This is a genomic window from Ruegeria faecimaris (genome assembly GCF_900182615.1).
Taxonomy (GTDB): Bacteria; Pseudomonadota; Alphaproteobacteria; order Rhodobacterales; family Rhodobacteraceae; genus Ruegeria; species Ruegeria faecimaris.
The window spans coordinates 13509-28247 of the sequence record NZ_FXTE01000016.1 but is presented as its reverse complement, the minus strand read 5'-3'; the positions used below and the strand labels follow the sequence as shown (position 1 = coordinate 28247).

Here is a 14739-nt window from a genome sequence, read left to right as displayed (position 1 = left end):
GAAGGGAGAGCAATGTGAACTCGCTGTCAGGCCGATTTCTGATCCTGACGACGGTCTTCGTGATGTTGGCCGAGGTTCTGATTTTTGTCCCTTCGATTGCGCGATTCCGCGAAGATTTCCTGCTGAACCGGCTGGAGCGCGCTCAGATCGCATCGCTCGCTTTGTTGGCCGATGATATGCTGGCCGAGGACCTTGAGGCTGAACTGCTGGCCAATGCGGGCGTCTATAACGTGGTTCTACGGCGAGACGAGATGCGCCAGTTGATGCTGTCCTCTCCTATTCCAGGGCAGATCAGCAAGACCTATGACCTGCGTGACGCGCGACCATGGGTTTTGATCCGGGATGCTGTCGTGCGGTTGTTCACGCCGGAAAATGAAGTCATCCGTGTAATTGGCGAGCCTGTGAAAGGCGCAGGTCTGCTGATTGAGGTGACGACTGACAGCATGCCTTTGCGTATGGCGATGACGGATTATGGGTTACGCATTCTGGGCCTGTCATTTGTGATTTCGATCATCACGGCTTTTTTCCTGTTTCTTGCGGTTCGGGTGGTTCTGGTAAAGCCCATCAAAAGCGTTGTCGGATATATGCAGCGCTATGCCAGCGCCCCCGAAGATGCCCGTGGAATCATCTCACCGGATTCCAAAGTGACCGAGCTGCGCGAGGCCGAAGAGGCGCTGAAACAGTTGCAAACCGAACTGACCCAGGCCCTGAAACAGCGCGAGCGTCTGGCGCAGCTGGGCGGGGCTGTGGCCAAGGTGAGCCACGATCTGCGCAACATCCTGACCTCGGCCCAGCTGTTTACCGACCGGATCGAATCCAGCGAAGACCCGTTGGTGCGTCGCATGGCCCCTAAGCTGGTGAACTCGATCACCCGAGCGGTAACCCTGTGCGAAAGCACATTGGCATTTGGCCGCGCTGAAGAACCTGCACCGTCGCTTACACTGGTTCCGCTCCGCACTGTGGCCGAGGATGTGGTTGCGAGCGAGAAACTTGCCGTTGCCGATGCCTGTGTCGAGATCATCAATGATGTGCCGGAAGAGTTGGTCGTACGAGCTGATCCTGAACAGATTTTCCGTGTCATGATGAATCTCGTTCGAAATGCCCGTCAGGCGCTGGTTGCATCAGGAAAGCCCGGTCGGATCACCCTGTCCGGGCAAGAGCAGGACGCCAACTGGTGTATTCAGATCAGCGACACAGGGCCGGGCCTGCCGGCCAAAGCGCGTGAAAATCTGTTCACACCCTTTCAGGGTGGCGTCCGCAAAGGCGGGTCGGGTCTGGGTTTGGCGATCTCACAGGAACTGTTGCGGGGCCATGGGGGTGACCTTGTTCTGACCGAGACAGGGTCAACAGGTACCACCTTTGAAATTCGCCTCCCGCGGGGCGATGGGGCTTTTTGAATTATTTTTACAGAATCAACTTGCACGTCCCGAATACCGGGTCTACATAGCGCCTCACCAACGCGGACCGATAGCTCAGCTGGATAGAGTACTTGACTACGAATCAAGGGGTCGGGGGTTCGAATCCTCCTCGGTCCGCCACTGGTTTCCTGTTGAACGTCACACGAACCTGACCCAACCGTCATAGTTGGACCAGAAAAGCAGTGAACGTTCGACATCAGAAGGCGCCCCCAACGTTGGACATCGGTTGAATTTGACCTTTGCGTCATCAAATAGCACGCCGCCCCCATTTCATACTCCCGCAGACAGTTTGGTTTGATCTGATCGCCCCTCTTGGAAAATCAGAGCTGATTTGTAGGTCTGACAGCGAAGCTGCCTGTTCCTGCTAATCTGCCACGTGGCGAACGCGGGAGGGTGCGAGGCAATGCTATTCGACGGAGGTGGCGCGGCCCGCAGGCACGGTCGAGGACACGGTTTTGTCTAATAGGGTTGCCCGAGCGGGAAGGCAGCGTCTTTCCCCTGATGGCCAGGGGCGTTTGGCTAGTCCAAATCCGGCTGGCCCCAAAACAAGTGCGACGGTGTGGGCTGCGCCGTAACTCTTTGCGCCAGAACACGTTGTTTTTCGAAAAAATGGGCGGAATGCGGAAGTTCGCCGCGTATTCGAATTTCAAAAACCACAACGGTCAAAGTGGCCACTCGCTTGTATCGTTTCTTTGGCAGCTGGGCATGTTCGAGAGACGACTGCTGCCAAGATCAGGTGCTTAGGATGTAGCAGTTTTTGCGATAACGAAGCGTTTTGCGTGTGGGCTTCGTTTTTTTTCGGTCTGGCGAAGGGTGTGTAAGGGAAAATCAAGCCCTTCTGTTTAGGGGCGGCTTGCCATTTGGGATAGAGAGTGCAGCGGGAAAACTAGAAACTTAAAATGTCTTCAAGTTGTTTCCATATTTGCTCCGCATGATCTGGCTGCGCTTTTGCCAAGCGGACCATCCTGATTGCCAGAATTTGAGTGGGCAGCACATCTTCGATGCACATAAGCCTGCCGTCAGAAAGGTGGGTCGCGACCAGCGAGTGGGGCAGCCAGGCAATTCCGATTTCATTCAGGGCGTATTCTAGAATGGCCAATGTAAGCGCGGTTTCGGCCTTGGGTATTGCGGTTTTACCTTCAGGCAAACGCGGGGCGATCATCCGGGAATAGACCTGCCCGAGAAAAACCTCGGGCGGGTAGCTGATTGTTGGAATTGCGGCTTCCGTCACTTGCGGACGCACAGCAGGCGCGCAGACGGGAATTAACGTATCCATCCCCAGCGTTTTGGTTTCAAATACGTTGACGGGTTCTTGCATCTTGTCATCAGGCACCGCGTACATGATGGCAAAATCGACCTCCTTCGAAATCAGATGCAGTAGGCACTCGTCTTGATTTCCTGACCGCACGCGAACCGAGGTTTCGCCATCTTCAGTCAAAACACGCACAATTTCGGGGGAAACCGTCGTTGTGAGGGCGTGTTGGCAAACGAAAGACAGCGACTTGCCGGCCTGATCACTCGCGGTTTTTAGGCTGTGCCGAAGCCCATGCAGCCGGGTGCTGAGTTCACGTAATTCAAATTCCAGTTCCCGCACGCCTGGCATCAAAGAGACTGGCTTGCGGCGGCGATCAAACAGCGTTGCGCCGATGTTGTCTTCGATAAGCCGCACCCGTCGAGTAAACGCAGATTGCGTCAGCAATCGCTTTTCAGCGGCGCGGGCGAGAGAGCCGCTATCAAGCACGGCCAATATATCATCGATCCACTCAAGACGCATGGCGGATCGATAGTGCAGTTCGTGACAACATGCAATTCCTGCAATTTATGTACCGAAGTTCGAATTAGGAATGCGCCTCAGCGCGTAGTAAGTTGACAAAAGCAAATATTAGGAACCATGACATGCACCTTGCCCGTTTTCCCCGTCTGCATCTTGCCCATCTTCCAACACCGCTTGAACCCATGACGCGATTGTCAAAAGAGCTGGGGGTCGAAATATGGATCAAACGCGATGATTGCACCGGTATGTCGACCGGCGGCAACAAGACCCGCAAGCTTGAATTTCTAATGGCTGAGGCCGAGGCGCAGGGTGCCGACATGGTGATGACCCAAGGGGCCACGCAAACCAACCACGGTCGGCAGACGGCTGCATTTGCCGCCAAGCTGGGGCTTGCCTGTCACATCCTTTTGGAGGATCGCACCGGTTACCAGGATGGAAACTACAACACCAACGGCAACGTCCTGCTGGACCATTTGCATGGGGCCACGACTGAGAAATTTCCCGGCGGCCACGACATGCCGGGTGAGATGGAAAAAGCAGCCGAAAAGAAGCGCGCGGAAGGGCACAATGTCTATGTCATTCCCGGCGGTGGATCGAACCCGATCGGCGCACTCGGCTATGTGAACGCGGCCTTTGAGCTGTTGTCACAAGCAAATAACAGTGGTTTGCAAATTGACAGATTGGTGCATGCAACCGGCTCTTCGGGAACGCAAGCCGGATTGGTGACGGGCATGTGTGCCATGAATGCGCAGGTGCCCGTGCTGGGCATCGGCACAAGGGCACCGCAGCCCAAGCAGGAACAGATGGTATATGACCTGGCCTGTAAAACAGCCGAGAAACTGGGCTGTGCTGGTGTAGTCAAGCGCGAAGACGTGAAGGCCAATACTGACTATGTCGGCGAGGGCTATGGCCTGCCGACCAAAAGCGGCATTGAGGCGATCCGGATGTTTGCAGAGCTCGAAGGTATCCTTCTCGACCCGTGCTATTCGGCCAAGGGCGCAGCCGGTCTGATTGATCTTGCGCGCAAGGGTGAGTTCAATGGCGAACGGATTGTGTTCCTGCACACCGGGGGTGCCGCAGCCCTTGGGGGGTATGATTTTGCCTTTGATCATCAAAACCGCTGGGTGACTGTCTGAGCCATGACACTGCGCCCGGTTGGAATTCTTGGCGGTATGGGGCCCGAAGCGACGATCCTCCTCCAGCGCAAGCTGGTGGCGGCAGTACCCGCAACTGATGACCAAGACCACATACCTTTGTTGATCGACATGAACCCGCAGGTGCCGTCGCGGGTTCGTCATCTGCTCGACGGCGTCGGCGAGGATCCGGGGCCGACGCTTGCCGCTATGGCGCGTCGGCTAGAAGATGCTGGAGCCTTAGCGCTGGCGATGCCGTGCAACACCGCCCATCACTATGCCAAGGCGATTACGGATTCCGTGGACATCCCCTTGCTGAACTTGATCGAACTGGCAGCTGAATATGCAGCTCGGACGCTTGGGTCAGGGGGATGTATCGGAATGCTTGCCTCGCCAGCCGTACAACGTACTTATCTATTCGAGACAACGCTGCAAACGCGTGGGCTTTCGGTTGTTTGGCCGGCAGACGATGAAAAAATGCTTGCAGCGATCCGAAAAATTAAGACGGACGGCCCGTGCAATGAAGGGCGTGAAACACTAAGAGTTGCCTCGAAAGAACTTGTTGCCGCAGGAGCAGACCTGCAGCTTGTGGCTTGCTCAGAATTCTCGCTCATCGCTGATAGTGTTGCGGCCGAGGTCAATGCCATTGATACGATTGACCTGCTTGTCCAGGCGATTGTCGAATTTTCCCACGCAGGGCAAGTTTAGGCGATTGAATAAGTGCGCCACAGCGTTCGGAGGCAATCTGTAAGTCAACAGATACCTTTGTTCATAATTGGTCCCAAAGCTGTTGCGCTGTCTGATCAAAGGTCGCCGGATTGGCAAATGCGGAAATCGTCAAGGTGGCACACCACGCGTCATCGCCGATTGGCACCAGCAATCCCGCGTCCAGCTCTGGCGAAATCGCAGTTTCGGGCATCCAGGCAAAGCCGCTTCCGGTAATCAGGCGTCTCTTGATTGTCTCAACCAGACTATCAACATAAATCGTCTCGGCGTTCAGGGGTTTGCGGTCTATGGTATTTTCTACAACCATGCCTAAAAACGAAGAACGATCATATGCCAGATAGGGGATGGGTGGGCCATCCTGCTCTGCGAGACTCCAACCCATGGCACGCGCTGAATCAGCTGTAGCCACTGGCACCAGACGATCCTTTAACAGGTCTTTTCGCTCAAATGCGGTTTCATCAATCATCGGTGAAACCGAGTGGTGATTGTAACACAAGAGAATGTCCACTGCGCCCTCGACCAACAGGTCACAGCAGGTGCTTAGGGAATCGGACAATACTCGAGTGCGCAGATCGGGAATTTGCATCTGCAACTCTTCGATGCGACTTGCCAAAAAATTAACCGCGATCGTGTGGAGGACCGAAAACCGGATGAAACGGCTATCCCCACGATCGGCATCCCGCAGCGATTGACGGGATTCTGACAGTTGTGAGATCGCCGCTAAAGCGACCGGCAAGAATTGTTGACCTGCTTCTGTCAATTGAACAGGATAGGTGGCGCGATTGACCAGAGGCAGCCCGACCCAGCTCTCCAACGCTTTGATTCTACGACTGAATGCGGATTGTGTGATGTTGCGTTCATCGGAGGCTCGGGTGAAGTTCAGTGTCCGGGCGAGGCATTCAAAGTCGCGCAGCCAGTTCAAATCCAATGTGTGTACCTGCATTTCCAAGGAAGCATTGGTCGAGCATACTCAAAACTATGCATTGCGGGAATAGTTTGATGAAATGTTCGAATTGGCCCTCAGAAAACCTCATGCTCTAGACTTTAAGCTAGGGCCTGGCGGTTTGTCCCCCTTTTCCCCTTCCGTCCGAAGTCGCAGCCCGAGACGACTTTGTACGACACCGCCGAGCGATGGGAATGAGATTGACTAAAAAAACGACGCCAAAATACGGCGCAATTCAACAGAGGAGACTATCATGAGAAACAAGCTAAAGGCATTTGGTATGGCAGCGGCGGTAGGTATCTATGCGATGCCCGCATTCGCGGCGGAAGAGGTTAAAATCGGTGTGCCGTCTTGGACCGGGGCGCAGGCAATCGCTCATCTTCTGGGTGCCGTTGTTGAAACGCGCATCGGCGGGACGGTTGAATATGTGCCCGGTAACAATGCAACCATCTTTCAAGCCATGGATCAGGGCAAAGGTGACATCGACGTGCATCCAGATGTGTGGCTGCCCAATCAGGAGAGCTTTACCAAGAAGTATGTCGACGAGGCCGGTACGGTAACATTGTCCTCGAACCCCTACGAAGGCAATCAGGGTTTTTGCGTCAGCAAGGACTTTGGTGAGGCCAACAATATCACCGACATAGCTGATCTGGGCCGCCCTGATGTCGCCGCCCTGATGGACAGCGATGGCAACGGCAAGGGTGAGATGTGGATTGGCGCCCCCGGCTGGGCTTCGGCCAATGTGAACGAGGTGAAAACGCGCGACTACGGTCTGCTTGATTTCATCGAGCCCGTGCGTGCAGAAGAAAGTGTGAAGACCGCGCGTATCAAAGACAGCATCGCCAAAGGCGAGGGCTATGCCTTCTATTGCTACAAGCCACACGCGGTCTGGTACATGTTCGACGTTCAAATGCTGAGCGAGCCGACGTTCGACCCGGCAAAATACGTGATGGTGCAGCCATCGGACGATCCGGATTGGTATAGCAAATCCAGTGTAGCCACCAAAGACGCCCTGAAGAACGTCCAGATCGCATGGTCTAATACGTTGCCAGACCGCTCACCTGCGATTGCTGATTTCTTCGCGAATTTCGCATTGACTGCGGATGATGTCAGCGGTTTCGCCTATGAGATCAGCGGCAAAGGTCGCGATCCGGCAGAGGTTGCCCGCGAATGGGTCGAAGCGAACCCGGATCGCGTCGACGCTTGGCTGGGTCTCTGATCCCACTTCCAGAAACAGGGTGGCGGCATCTGTTGGCGCCACCCAAAAGCAGATCTCTGGAGGACCTATGAGCGACGACACCGTTATCGAAATTTCGAATGTCTGGAAAATTTTCGGAGGCAGACCCGAGGTGGCGCTGCAGGCGATCCGCGACCGCGGGTTGGACAAGTCCCAAGTGCTGGCCGAATACAACTGTGTTGTCGGCGTCGCTGATGTCAGCCTGTCGGTAAACCGGGGTGAGATTTTTTGCATCATGGGTCTGTCAGGCAGCGGTAAATCCACCCTGGTTCGCCATTTCAACCGACTGCTGGAGCCGACAGCTGGTAAGATCGAAATCGAAGGCACTGATGTCATGGCCTTGGGGCCAAAAGAGCTTCAGCAGTTTCGCAACAACAAAATCGGTATGGTGTTTCAGAACTTTGCGCTGATGCCGCATCGGTCGGTGTTGGATAACGTGGCAATGCCACTGGAAATCCGACAGGTCAGCAAGAATGAACGCATGCGTCAGGCTGCTGCTATTCTCGATATTGTCGAACTGGGCGCCTGGGGGTCAAAGTTCGCACACGAGCTGTCCGGTGGCATGCAACAACGTGTGGGTCTGGCCCGCGCCTTGGCCGCCAACCCCGACGTGCTTTTGATGGATGAACCGTTTTCGGCCCTTGATCCGCTGATCCGGCGACAATTACAGGATGAATTCATCCGGCTGAGCAAGATTCTCAAGAAGACTACGATCTTCATTACCCATGACCTTGATGAAGCCGTCCGCATCGGCAATCGGATCGCCATCATGCGGGACGGCAAGGTGGTGCAGATCGGGACAGCCGAAGACATCGTGATGAACCCCGCTGATGACTATGTGGCTGATTTCGTTGCGGGTATTTCACGCCTCAAAGTTGTGCGCGCCCATGCGGTCATGCGGCCAATTCCAGAACATATTGCGGCCCATGGACCGCTACCGTCGGATGCCCCGCGCGTGAATGAAGACGAAAATCTGAGCACGCTGATCAATCTGGCGATCGACAACAGTAGCGCAATCCTTGTGGAGGACGGCGGCGTGGATGTTGGCGTCATAACCCGTGCCGATCTGTTGCGCACCGTGATCGAAGGGACCGAAGTGTCATGAGCATTTCTGATGTGAACCCGCTGGAAGATACCGAAAGCGAAGCGGCCCTTGCCTATGCCGAAGAGCGGCGTGAAAACATTCGCACATTTGTGCGCACCAGCCCTGACTACTACATCCGTAATTTCGACAAGATTGGTGCATCGTCCCGCTTTACACCAACTTTCAATCTGATGGCCGGATTGTTTGGTCCGGTCTGGTTCGGTGCGCGAGGTCTGTGGTCATGGGCGTTACCATTTCTGATCCTCGAAACAATAGCCTTTGTGCAGATTGCGCGAGGGTTGTTCGGCGATCTGGCAGCCGAGGCAATGGAGCGTATTGCATCGATTGAAGGGACGCTTGAACTGCGCCGTCAGCAATTGGCGGCGGCTATCGAAAACAATTCGGACAAGATCGATGTCTATCAGCGAACGGTGGACTCGCTTGAAGAAAACATAGGGGGTATCCGTGCCGAGGCCGAGGCGATGGCAGCTGAAGGTCCTTACATCATTCTAACCGGCCTGATCATACTGATCATCATCAAATTCATACAGTCACAGGTGGCGAACTGGGCGCTTGAGGCGCGTTTCTCGGAGTGGCTATCGGATCGTTCGATCCGTTCGGCCATGCCGGTGTCGCAGATCGTGTTCAGCGCAATCTTCATGGCGTTAATCGTCGCCGCGGCAATGTTGCATTACAGCTTCCCAGGGCGCTTTTCACTGCTTAGCCATTTTCCGACAGACCCAAACATCCGCCTGACCAGTATCACTTGGGTAGAAGATTTCATCGCCTGGTGCGTACGCAACAGCGAGACCTTCTTTGATGGGCTGACATTCGGCATCCGCACTCTGTTGGATGCGCTAGAAGTCATACTGGTTCAGACGCCATGGATCGTGATTGCGAGCTTGATTATTCTGCTGACCTGGCTGACAGCGGGCATCAGCACGGCGATCTATTCGGGCGCATTTCTGGCCTATATGGGTCTGCTGGGTTTCTGGGAAGGTGCCATGACGACGCTGGCCTTGTTGGGGACAGCGGCGTGTCTGTCGATTGTTATCGGAATTCCGCTCGGCATGTTTGCTGCCCGTCGCCCACGGTTCTATGCGTTTATCCAGCCGATCATGGATTTCATGCAAACCATGCCAGCCTTCGTGTTCATGGTGCCTGTGATTGCGTTCTTCGGCGTTGGAAAGCCAGCGGCGGTTGTGGTCACGATGATTTTTGGCGGCACACCGGTGGTACGATTGACCGTTCTTGGTCTGCGTGGTGTACCAGAAAGCGTGCGCGAAGCAGCTATTAGTTTCGGTGCCAATAAGTGGTACTTGCTCACTAAAGTAGATCTTCCATTAGCAAGCCCATCGATCCGCGCGGGGATCAACCAGACGATTATGTTGTCGCTGGCGATGGTCGTCGTGGCCTCGCTGATTGGCGCCAAGGGGCTGGGTGAGGACGTGCTGGAAGCGTTGCAATATGCCAATGTGGGCCAAGGCATCCTCGCCGGGTTTGCGATCCTTTTCTGCGCCATGATCCTTGATCGCATTGTACAGGGTGGGCGCAAATGACACCTGTCGTATTCGTCCATGGATTTTTGGGCGGCAGTCAGCATTGGTTGGGGCAAGTCGATGCTCTGGCCGGTTTCAATGTCGTGGCCCTGGATCTACCAGGATTTGGTGAAAACGCACATCTCGAGGCCCCCGCCAGTATTGCGGGCTTTGCCGAGTGGGCGCTGAGAGAATTAAGCGCGCGTGGGATTGAGCGGTTTATCCTGATCGGCCATTCAATGGGCGGGATGATCGTTCAGGAAATGGTTGCCCGTGCACCCGACCGCATCGACCAGTTGGTGCTGTACGGAACCGGAACAATCGGCATTTTACCCGGCCGGTTTGAGACAATCGACACCTCAAAGCATCGGGCCAATACAGAAGGACCAAGAGCCACGGCCAGACGTATTGCGGCAACCTGGTTTCTTGATCGGGGAAAAGCTGCGGCCTATGAGGACTGTGCTATGATTGCAGAACAATGCAGCCTGCAAACCATGCTAATTGGGCTCGACGCAATGGAAAGTTGGAGCGGCGCCAAACATTTGGCGGATATCATGACCCGTACGTTGGTGATTTGGGGTGACCGGGATCGGACCTATCCATGGAGCCAAACCGAACAATTGTGGCAATCAATTCCCGACGCCAACCTCGCCGTGATACCTGGATGTGCTCACGCGACGCATTTAGAGAAGCCGGGGCTCTTTAATTCGATACTGCGAGATTTTTGTACCGCCTGACAGCTTGTCTGCAGCCAAAATGTTAGAACGACCGCTGTCGTGACCAATTCCGGTCTTTCCCGGATAGTGTAGATATTGCTGCGAATGGGTATGCACTGGCAGCAAACGCCGGTTTGCAACGCTGTATTTCAGTAATCCGCTCGGTTGTAGAATGTCTCTTATGGGCCGTTCTGCCACGATGCTGGTTCTGCGAAACTGGCAGATGCCGCGCCGCATCTGAGGTCGGCTCTGAGCCCAAAGTCACGAATGCTGAGCTTTGCGCATCGGACAGCTCCCATGTCTACGACCCCGGAACTCACCGCCTATATTGCGGCAGGCGGGCAGTTGAGCGGCATCTGCGGAAATATAGATGGCGACAGCGCACCAGTGACCGTTGATTGCGAAGCTTGCCGCATCAGCAACACGTCCGTTCTGATTCAAGACAGTTGTCCACGCTTCGTACAGACCACAGCAACGCAAACTTTCGAATTTATCGCCAAGCGCGTTGCCGAGCGCAATGATCTCGATCCCGCGCGTTTGACCCGCGACCTGCCTCACGCCTGATTTCATTACCTTCTATTGAAATCAAAGATGCCCGTATCCCGCTGGATGCGGCGCGATTGTGCTTGGAGGCCACTAGATGACTATTACCGATACACCTGCGCTGTCCGAGGGCGGCGCAAACAAACTCTACTTCGCGGCATGGCGCTGGCATTTTTACGCTGGTCTTTATGTCATTCCAATCTAAGCAAATTGATTGTGACACATCCTACTGCGTAGAATCAGGGCCTGACGGTTCCTGACCAACCCGCAGCCTTCATTGCACTGATCAGCTCTTGAACTGGCTGCGGGTCTACAAACACTCGAGCCTTCAGTGCTTCGAGAGGGAAGCTTGGCCAAGTGTCCGAAAATACTTTTGCAAGCCGCTGTGCCTCTGCTTGTTCTCCGTTCCTCCAGTGGGCTGCCATAAGGTAAGCTGCGGAAATTGGTCCGAACGGCCCACCACGCGATATTGTTTCATCAAACGTCCTGATTGCGGCAGCATAGTCTCCCGTATGGAACTGAGCCGCACCCAATGCATTGTCAAATACAAGTCCCCCTCCTTGTGAGGCCAGGACTCTATATCGCGCTGATTGAGACAAAACTCGTTCAAAATCAGATGTATAAAGGGAAATCAAGGCATCGAATTCAGCAACATGTGAATCATCGGGTGCCAAACCTACGGCCCGTTGGGATAATCGAACTGCGCTATCGTAATTGCCCACCCCAAATTCAAACCAGGCTCGCGCTGAAAGCGGCCATGCTGCATCCGGAGCCAATTCCAAAGCATAAGCACTATTCTTGTCGGCCGCGTGCAAAAACTCATCAGAACCGGGATCGCCAGATTTCATGATGGCGAACATGGTTTCGACCTGAGAAGCGCCAGCATACCCCCCGTAATAAAACGGATCTCGTTCAATTGCTGTTTGGAATATCAACAACGCAGGTTGAAGGCGTGCCAAATCTGTAACCGGAAAAATCAGATCCCGGCCAGCGTTGCTTAGGTTCATTGCTTCGACGCGGGCTGGCGACACGTCGTAGATCGCAGTTTTGCCAGTTATTGGAGCAACAGATTGCGAACCGCGGCCGATCAGAACACCGACTAGAATACCGGCTACTAGAAGTGAAAGCGAGATAACGGCTGCGTAAGCCTGTCGCCTTCCGCGTAATGGTTGTCTGCTTCGATTGGAGCCCGGCAAAAACTCGGGTGCGTAACTTCCGACAGGCAATGAGATTACCAATTCGTCAGCGATCCCATTACTTTCATAATAAGCTTGGAGTTTTCGCCGAACACGTCCCGCATCCACGCGTACGACGCCTTCGCGTTTCAATAGCTCATCCGCGTCGTATCCATAAACATCCATCGCAATGGTTTTGGCGCGTATCTCGTTGGAACGACCCTCGAGCGATTCCATCACAACATAAGACAGAAAAGATCGCATGCGGGCGGACCCTTTGAATTCATCTGACTTCTGAACCCTATCCAACGCATCGCGCACCTGCTCGGCCGAGAACTGTTGAGTGTCATTCTGTTCCTGATCGTCCATGCTGACGGTCAAAGAACTATCCTTTCGCAATAAGGGTTTGTCGCCATGGTGCTACGGTAGCATGCGGCTTTATACGTTCAATACATATTCTGTTGGATGCATGCTTGGCAAACGAATGCCTGAAGGGCGCTGCCAATGACGGATGATGAGTTCTTTGAATCCCAATTTCCCGAAGCGGGTCGCCTGCTGCAGGACCTGCGGGCAAAAGACCAAGAGTTTGATCGAATTTGCCGCGACTACAAAGAGGTCTTCGCCGAACTGGCGGTGCCGCCAAGGTCGCAGTCTGTTCTTCAGATGCGCTATCTCGCCGATCTGGCAGAAAGCCTTTCGGACCTGCGCAGCAGTATTGACGGACGGTTGCAGGCGCATGGCCTTGATTCGGAATCGGTACGGAACAAAGATTTGGAGGTTTGACATGAGACTTAGATACATTTTGCCTGCGTTGTTGATTGGTGCCGGCTCCGCGCTTGCTCAGGAAACCCCGATTGTTCATGACGGCGAGTTCGAATTCCTTCGCGCGCAGTTTGGTGAGGCATGGGATGCGCAAGACGTTGAAGTCGACGCCAAGCTGACCGAAATTCGTGCGGCCAATGGCGGCAAGCCTCCTAATTTCCTCTACATCTTGATCGATGATGTAAGCTTTGGTCAGATGGGTGACCGCAAGATGAATTACGTCATGGGGATCGAGACACCCAGCATCAATCAGTTGGCTACCGAAGGCATGTCGCTGATGCGCATGTATACCGAACCCTCTTGTACTCCCACACGTACCGCCATGCTGACAGGGCGCCACCCAATACGCGCCGGTGTCGAAGAGGTGAAAGTGGCTTTGGTCGGAGAAGGTCTTCCGACCAGCGAGGTGACACTGCCGGAGATACTGAAACAAGTCGGCTACAATACGGCGCATATCGGCAAATGGCACCAAGGTGACATTGAGCAATCATACCCACACAATCAGGGATTCGACTGGGCCGCATTTCCACTACACCAGCAAGTGCAGCTGAGCCTCATGATCCCCGAGGCAATGAGGTCCAACGCCATGCTCGGCTACGTGCCCGAGGGGCAGAACAATCAGTTCCTGCTGGATGAGCGCTTCAAGCCATATGGTCTTGTCACCGGTGTCGAGGCCGAAGCCGGTGGGCCCGCCCTGGAAGTAGACATGTCAGCCGGTGAGGTTTGGACGCAGGCCAAATATGAAGAGATGAACGAACGATATCAACGGCAGGCGCTGGAGCAACTCGAACGTGTAGCCTCCGAGGATGCGCCGTTCTTCTTGCAATACTGGCCGCTGTACCCGTTGAACTTCGTCTACCCGGATCAGGCAATTTCACGAAATGGCGGGTTTCATGCCGACAAGCTGCAACTGCTTGATGGATGGATTGGAGATCTCTTGGCCAAGCTTGAAGAAACCGGCACGGCAGACAACACAATTGTTGTTCTGATGGCAGATAATGGTCTGATGTATCACTATGAAGGCTCATCCGGCCTGAACCAACTAATCTATCGCGGAGGCAAAACTCAGCATCTTGAAGGCGGAGTAAGAACCGATGCGTTCATTCGCTGGCCCGGTGTGATCGAACCCAACACTGCAGCTGGCGACATCGTTCATGTTTCAGATATCTTCACCACAATGGCGCGAATTGCCGGAGCCACCGCCTTTATCCCAAGGGACCGTGTGATAGACGGCATTGACCAGACGGCGTTACTGTTGAACGGCGAGGGGAACGGTCGGCGCGACTATGTCTATGTCTACGAAGGCCCTGTCTTGCGCTCGGTCGTTAAACAAGAATTCAAGATGCACCTTCCTGCCCCTGGTCAACCCGGCGCGGCTGCTCCAACCTATAACATCTATCGGGACCCTCGTGAGGAACACCCGTTGGTTGGCTACTCGCTTTGGGCCGGTGCATCTTTTCAGGATATGATAAAGCGCCACCAGAAGATGATCGCCAAATATCCACATTCAGAGATCGGCAAAGGTACCCCCTATGAGGGCATCGAAAACCTGCGTCCGGAAACTGAACTGACCCGTGATGTATTCATGAGCTGGCAGTGACGTCGCAAATTTAAGTAAATATCTGAATAT

The 14739-nt window shown here is 54.4% G+C and carries 13 protein-coding genes and 1 tRNA gene; 11 read left to right on the top strand and 3 right to left on the bottom strand.

Annotated elements, in window-relative coordinates:
- Nucleotides 1–14: 14 nt before the first annotated feature.
- Both FN806_RS18020 and FN806_RS18015 read left to right on the top strand, forming a co-directional pair.
- Nucleotides 15–1397: an ATP-binding protein gene (locus FN806_RS18020; RefSeq protein WP_142639715.1), complete on the top strand. Its 1383-nt coding sequence runs from the start codon at nt 15–17 to the stop codon at nt 1395–1397.
- Between the two features lie 64 nt (nt 1398–1461).
- A tRNA-Arg gene (locus FN806_RS18015) sits at nt 1462–1538 on the top strand.
- A 766-nt stretch (nt 1539–2304) separates the two neighbouring features.
- Here the strand turns inward: FN806_RS18015 and FN806_RS18010 are convergent.
- Nucleotides 2305–3192, bottom strand: a complete 888-nt coding sequence (locus FN806_RS18010) for a LysR family transcriptional regulator (RefSeq protein ID WP_142639713.1) — start codon at nt 3190–3192, stop codon at nt 2305–2307.
- 122 nt (nt 3193–3314) lie between these two features.
- Here FN806_RS18010 and cuyA point away from each other — a divergent pair, with 122 nt between their 5' ends.
- Nucleotides 3315–4328 (top strand): D-cysteate sulfo-lyase, encoded by a 1014-nt coding sequence (cuyA, locus tag FN806_RS18005; RefSeq protein ID WP_142639711.1) that lies wholly within the window; start codon nt 3315–3317, stop codon nt 4326–4328.
- A gap of 3 nt (nt 4329–4331) precedes the next feature.
- Nucleotides 4332–5033 (top strand): cysteate racemase, encoded by a 702-nt coding sequence (gene cuyB, locus FN806_RS18000; RefSeq protein ID WP_142639709.1) that lies wholly within the window; start codon nt 4332–4334, stop codon nt 5031–5033.
- 61 nt (nt 5034–5094) lie between these two features.
- On the opposite strand, the gene FN806_RS17995 is transcribed toward cuyB, so the two are convergent.
- Nucleotides 5095–5973, bottom strand: a complete 879-nt coding sequence (locus tag FN806_RS17995) for a LysR family transcriptional regulator (RefSeq protein WP_246097333.1) — start codon at nt 5971–5973, stop codon at nt 5095–5097.
- Nucleotides 5974–6247: 274 nt separating this feature from the next.
- Here FN806_RS17995 and FN806_RS17990 point away from each other — a divergent pair, with 274 nt between their 5' ends.
- The 5 genes from FN806_RS17990 (at nt 6248) to FN806_RS17970 (ending at nt 11133) form a co-directional block, all read left to right on the top strand.
- Nucleotides 6248–7213, top strand: a complete 966-nt coding sequence (locus FN806_RS17990; protein WP_142639707.1) for an ABC transporter substrate-binding protein — start codon at nt 6248–6250, stop codon at nt 7211–7213.
- A 67-nt stretch (nt 7214–7280) separates the two neighbouring features.
- A complete protein-coding gene (locus tag FN806_RS17985) occupies nt 7281–8336 on the top strand; it encodes a quaternary amine ABC transporter ATP-binding protein (protein WP_142639705.1) in 1056 nt (351 codons plus the stop codon).
- Nucleotides 8333–9874, top strand: a complete 1542-nt coding sequence (locus FN806_RS17980) for an ABC transporter permease (RefSeq protein WP_142639703.1) — start codon at nt 8333–8335, stop codon at nt 9872–9874. Before FN806_RS17985 ends, FN806_RS17980 begins: the two co-directional genes overlap by 4 nt.
- Nucleotides 9871–10590, top strand: coding sequence for an alpha/beta fold hydrolase (locus tag FN806_RS17975; protein ID WP_142639701.1), 720 nt, complete (start codon nt 9871–9873; stop codon nt 10588–10590). Before FN806_RS17980 ends, FN806_RS17975 begins: the two co-directional genes overlap by 4 nt.
- Before the next feature lie 276 nt (nt 10591–10866).
- Nucleotides 10867–11133: a hypothetical protein gene (locus FN806_RS17970; RefSeq protein ID WP_142639699.1), complete on the top strand. Its 267-nt coding sequence runs from the start codon at nt 10867–10869 to the stop codon at nt 11131–11133.
- Between the two features lie 218 nt (nt 11134–11351).
- On the opposite strand, the gene FN806_RS17965 is transcribed toward FN806_RS17970, so the two are convergent.
- Complete coding sequence (locus tag FN806_RS17965; protein ID WP_142639697.1) at nt 11352–12656, bottom strand: tetratricopeptide repeat protein; 1305 nt, start codon at nt 12654–12656, stop codon at nt 11352–11354.
- Nucleotides 12657–12791: 135 nt separating this feature from the next.
- Here FN806_RS17965 and FN806_RS17960 point away from each other — a divergent pair, with 135 nt between their 5' ends.
- Both FN806_RS17960 and FN806_RS17955 read left to right on the top strand, forming a co-directional pair.
- A complete protein-coding gene (locus FN806_RS17960; protein WP_142639695.1) occupies nt 12792–13070 on the top strand; it encodes a hypothetical protein in 279 nt (92 codons plus the stop codon).
- Between the two features lies 1 nt (nt 13071).
- Nucleotides 13072–14709: a sulfatase-like hydrolase/transferase gene (locus tag FN806_RS17955; protein ID WP_142639693.1), complete on the top strand. Its 1638-nt coding sequence runs from the start codon at nt 13072–13074 to the stop codon at nt 14707–14709.
- Nucleotides 14710–14739 lie beyond the last annotated feature (30 nt).

Bases quoted from the DNA above. Each gene is read 5' to 3' on its own strand.
- FN806_RS17965 (WP_142639697.1), bottom strand. From the start codon at position 12,656: ATGGACGATCAGGAACAGAATGACACTCAACAGTTCTCGGCCGAGCAG.
- FN806_RS17990 (WP_142639707.1), top strand. From the start codon at position 6,248: ATGAGAAACAAGCTAAAGGCATTTGGTATGGCAGCGGCGGTAGGTATC.
- FN806_RS18010 (WP_142639713.1), bottom strand. From the start codon at position 3,192: ATGCGTCTTGAGTGGATCGATGATATATTGGCCGTGCTTGATAGCGGC.
- cuyA (WP_142639711.1), top strand. From the start codon at position 3,315: ATGCACCTTGCCCGTTTTCCCCGTCTGCATCTTGCCCATCTTCCAACA.
- FN806_RS17970 (WP_142639699.1), top strand. From the start codon at position 10,867: ATGTCTACGACCCCGGAACTCACCGCCTATATTGCGGCAGGCGGGCAG.
- cuyB (WP_142639709.1), top strand. From the start codon at position 4,332: ATGACACTGCGCCCGGTTGGAATTCTTGGCGGTATGGGGCCCGAAGCG.
- FN806_RS17955 (WP_142639693.1), top strand. From the start codon at position 13,072: ATGAGACTTAGATACATTTTGCCTGCGTTGTTGATTGGTGCCGGCTCC.
- FN806_RS17975 (WP_142639701.1), top strand. From the start codon at position 9,871: ATGACACCTGTCGTATTCGTCCATGGATTTTTGGGCGGCAGTCAGCAT.
- FN806_RS17985 (WP_142639705.1), top strand. From the start codon at position 7,281: ATGAGCGACGACACCGTTATCGAAATTTCGAATGTCTGGAAAATTTTC.
- FN806_RS17980 (WP_142639703.1), top strand. From the start codon at position 8,333: ATGAGCATTTCTGATGTGAACCCGCTGGAAGATACCGAAAGCGAAGCG.
- FN806_RS17960 (WP_142639695.1), top strand. From the start codon at position 12,792: ATGACGGATGATGAGTTCTTTGAATCCCAATTTCCCGAAGCGGGTCGC.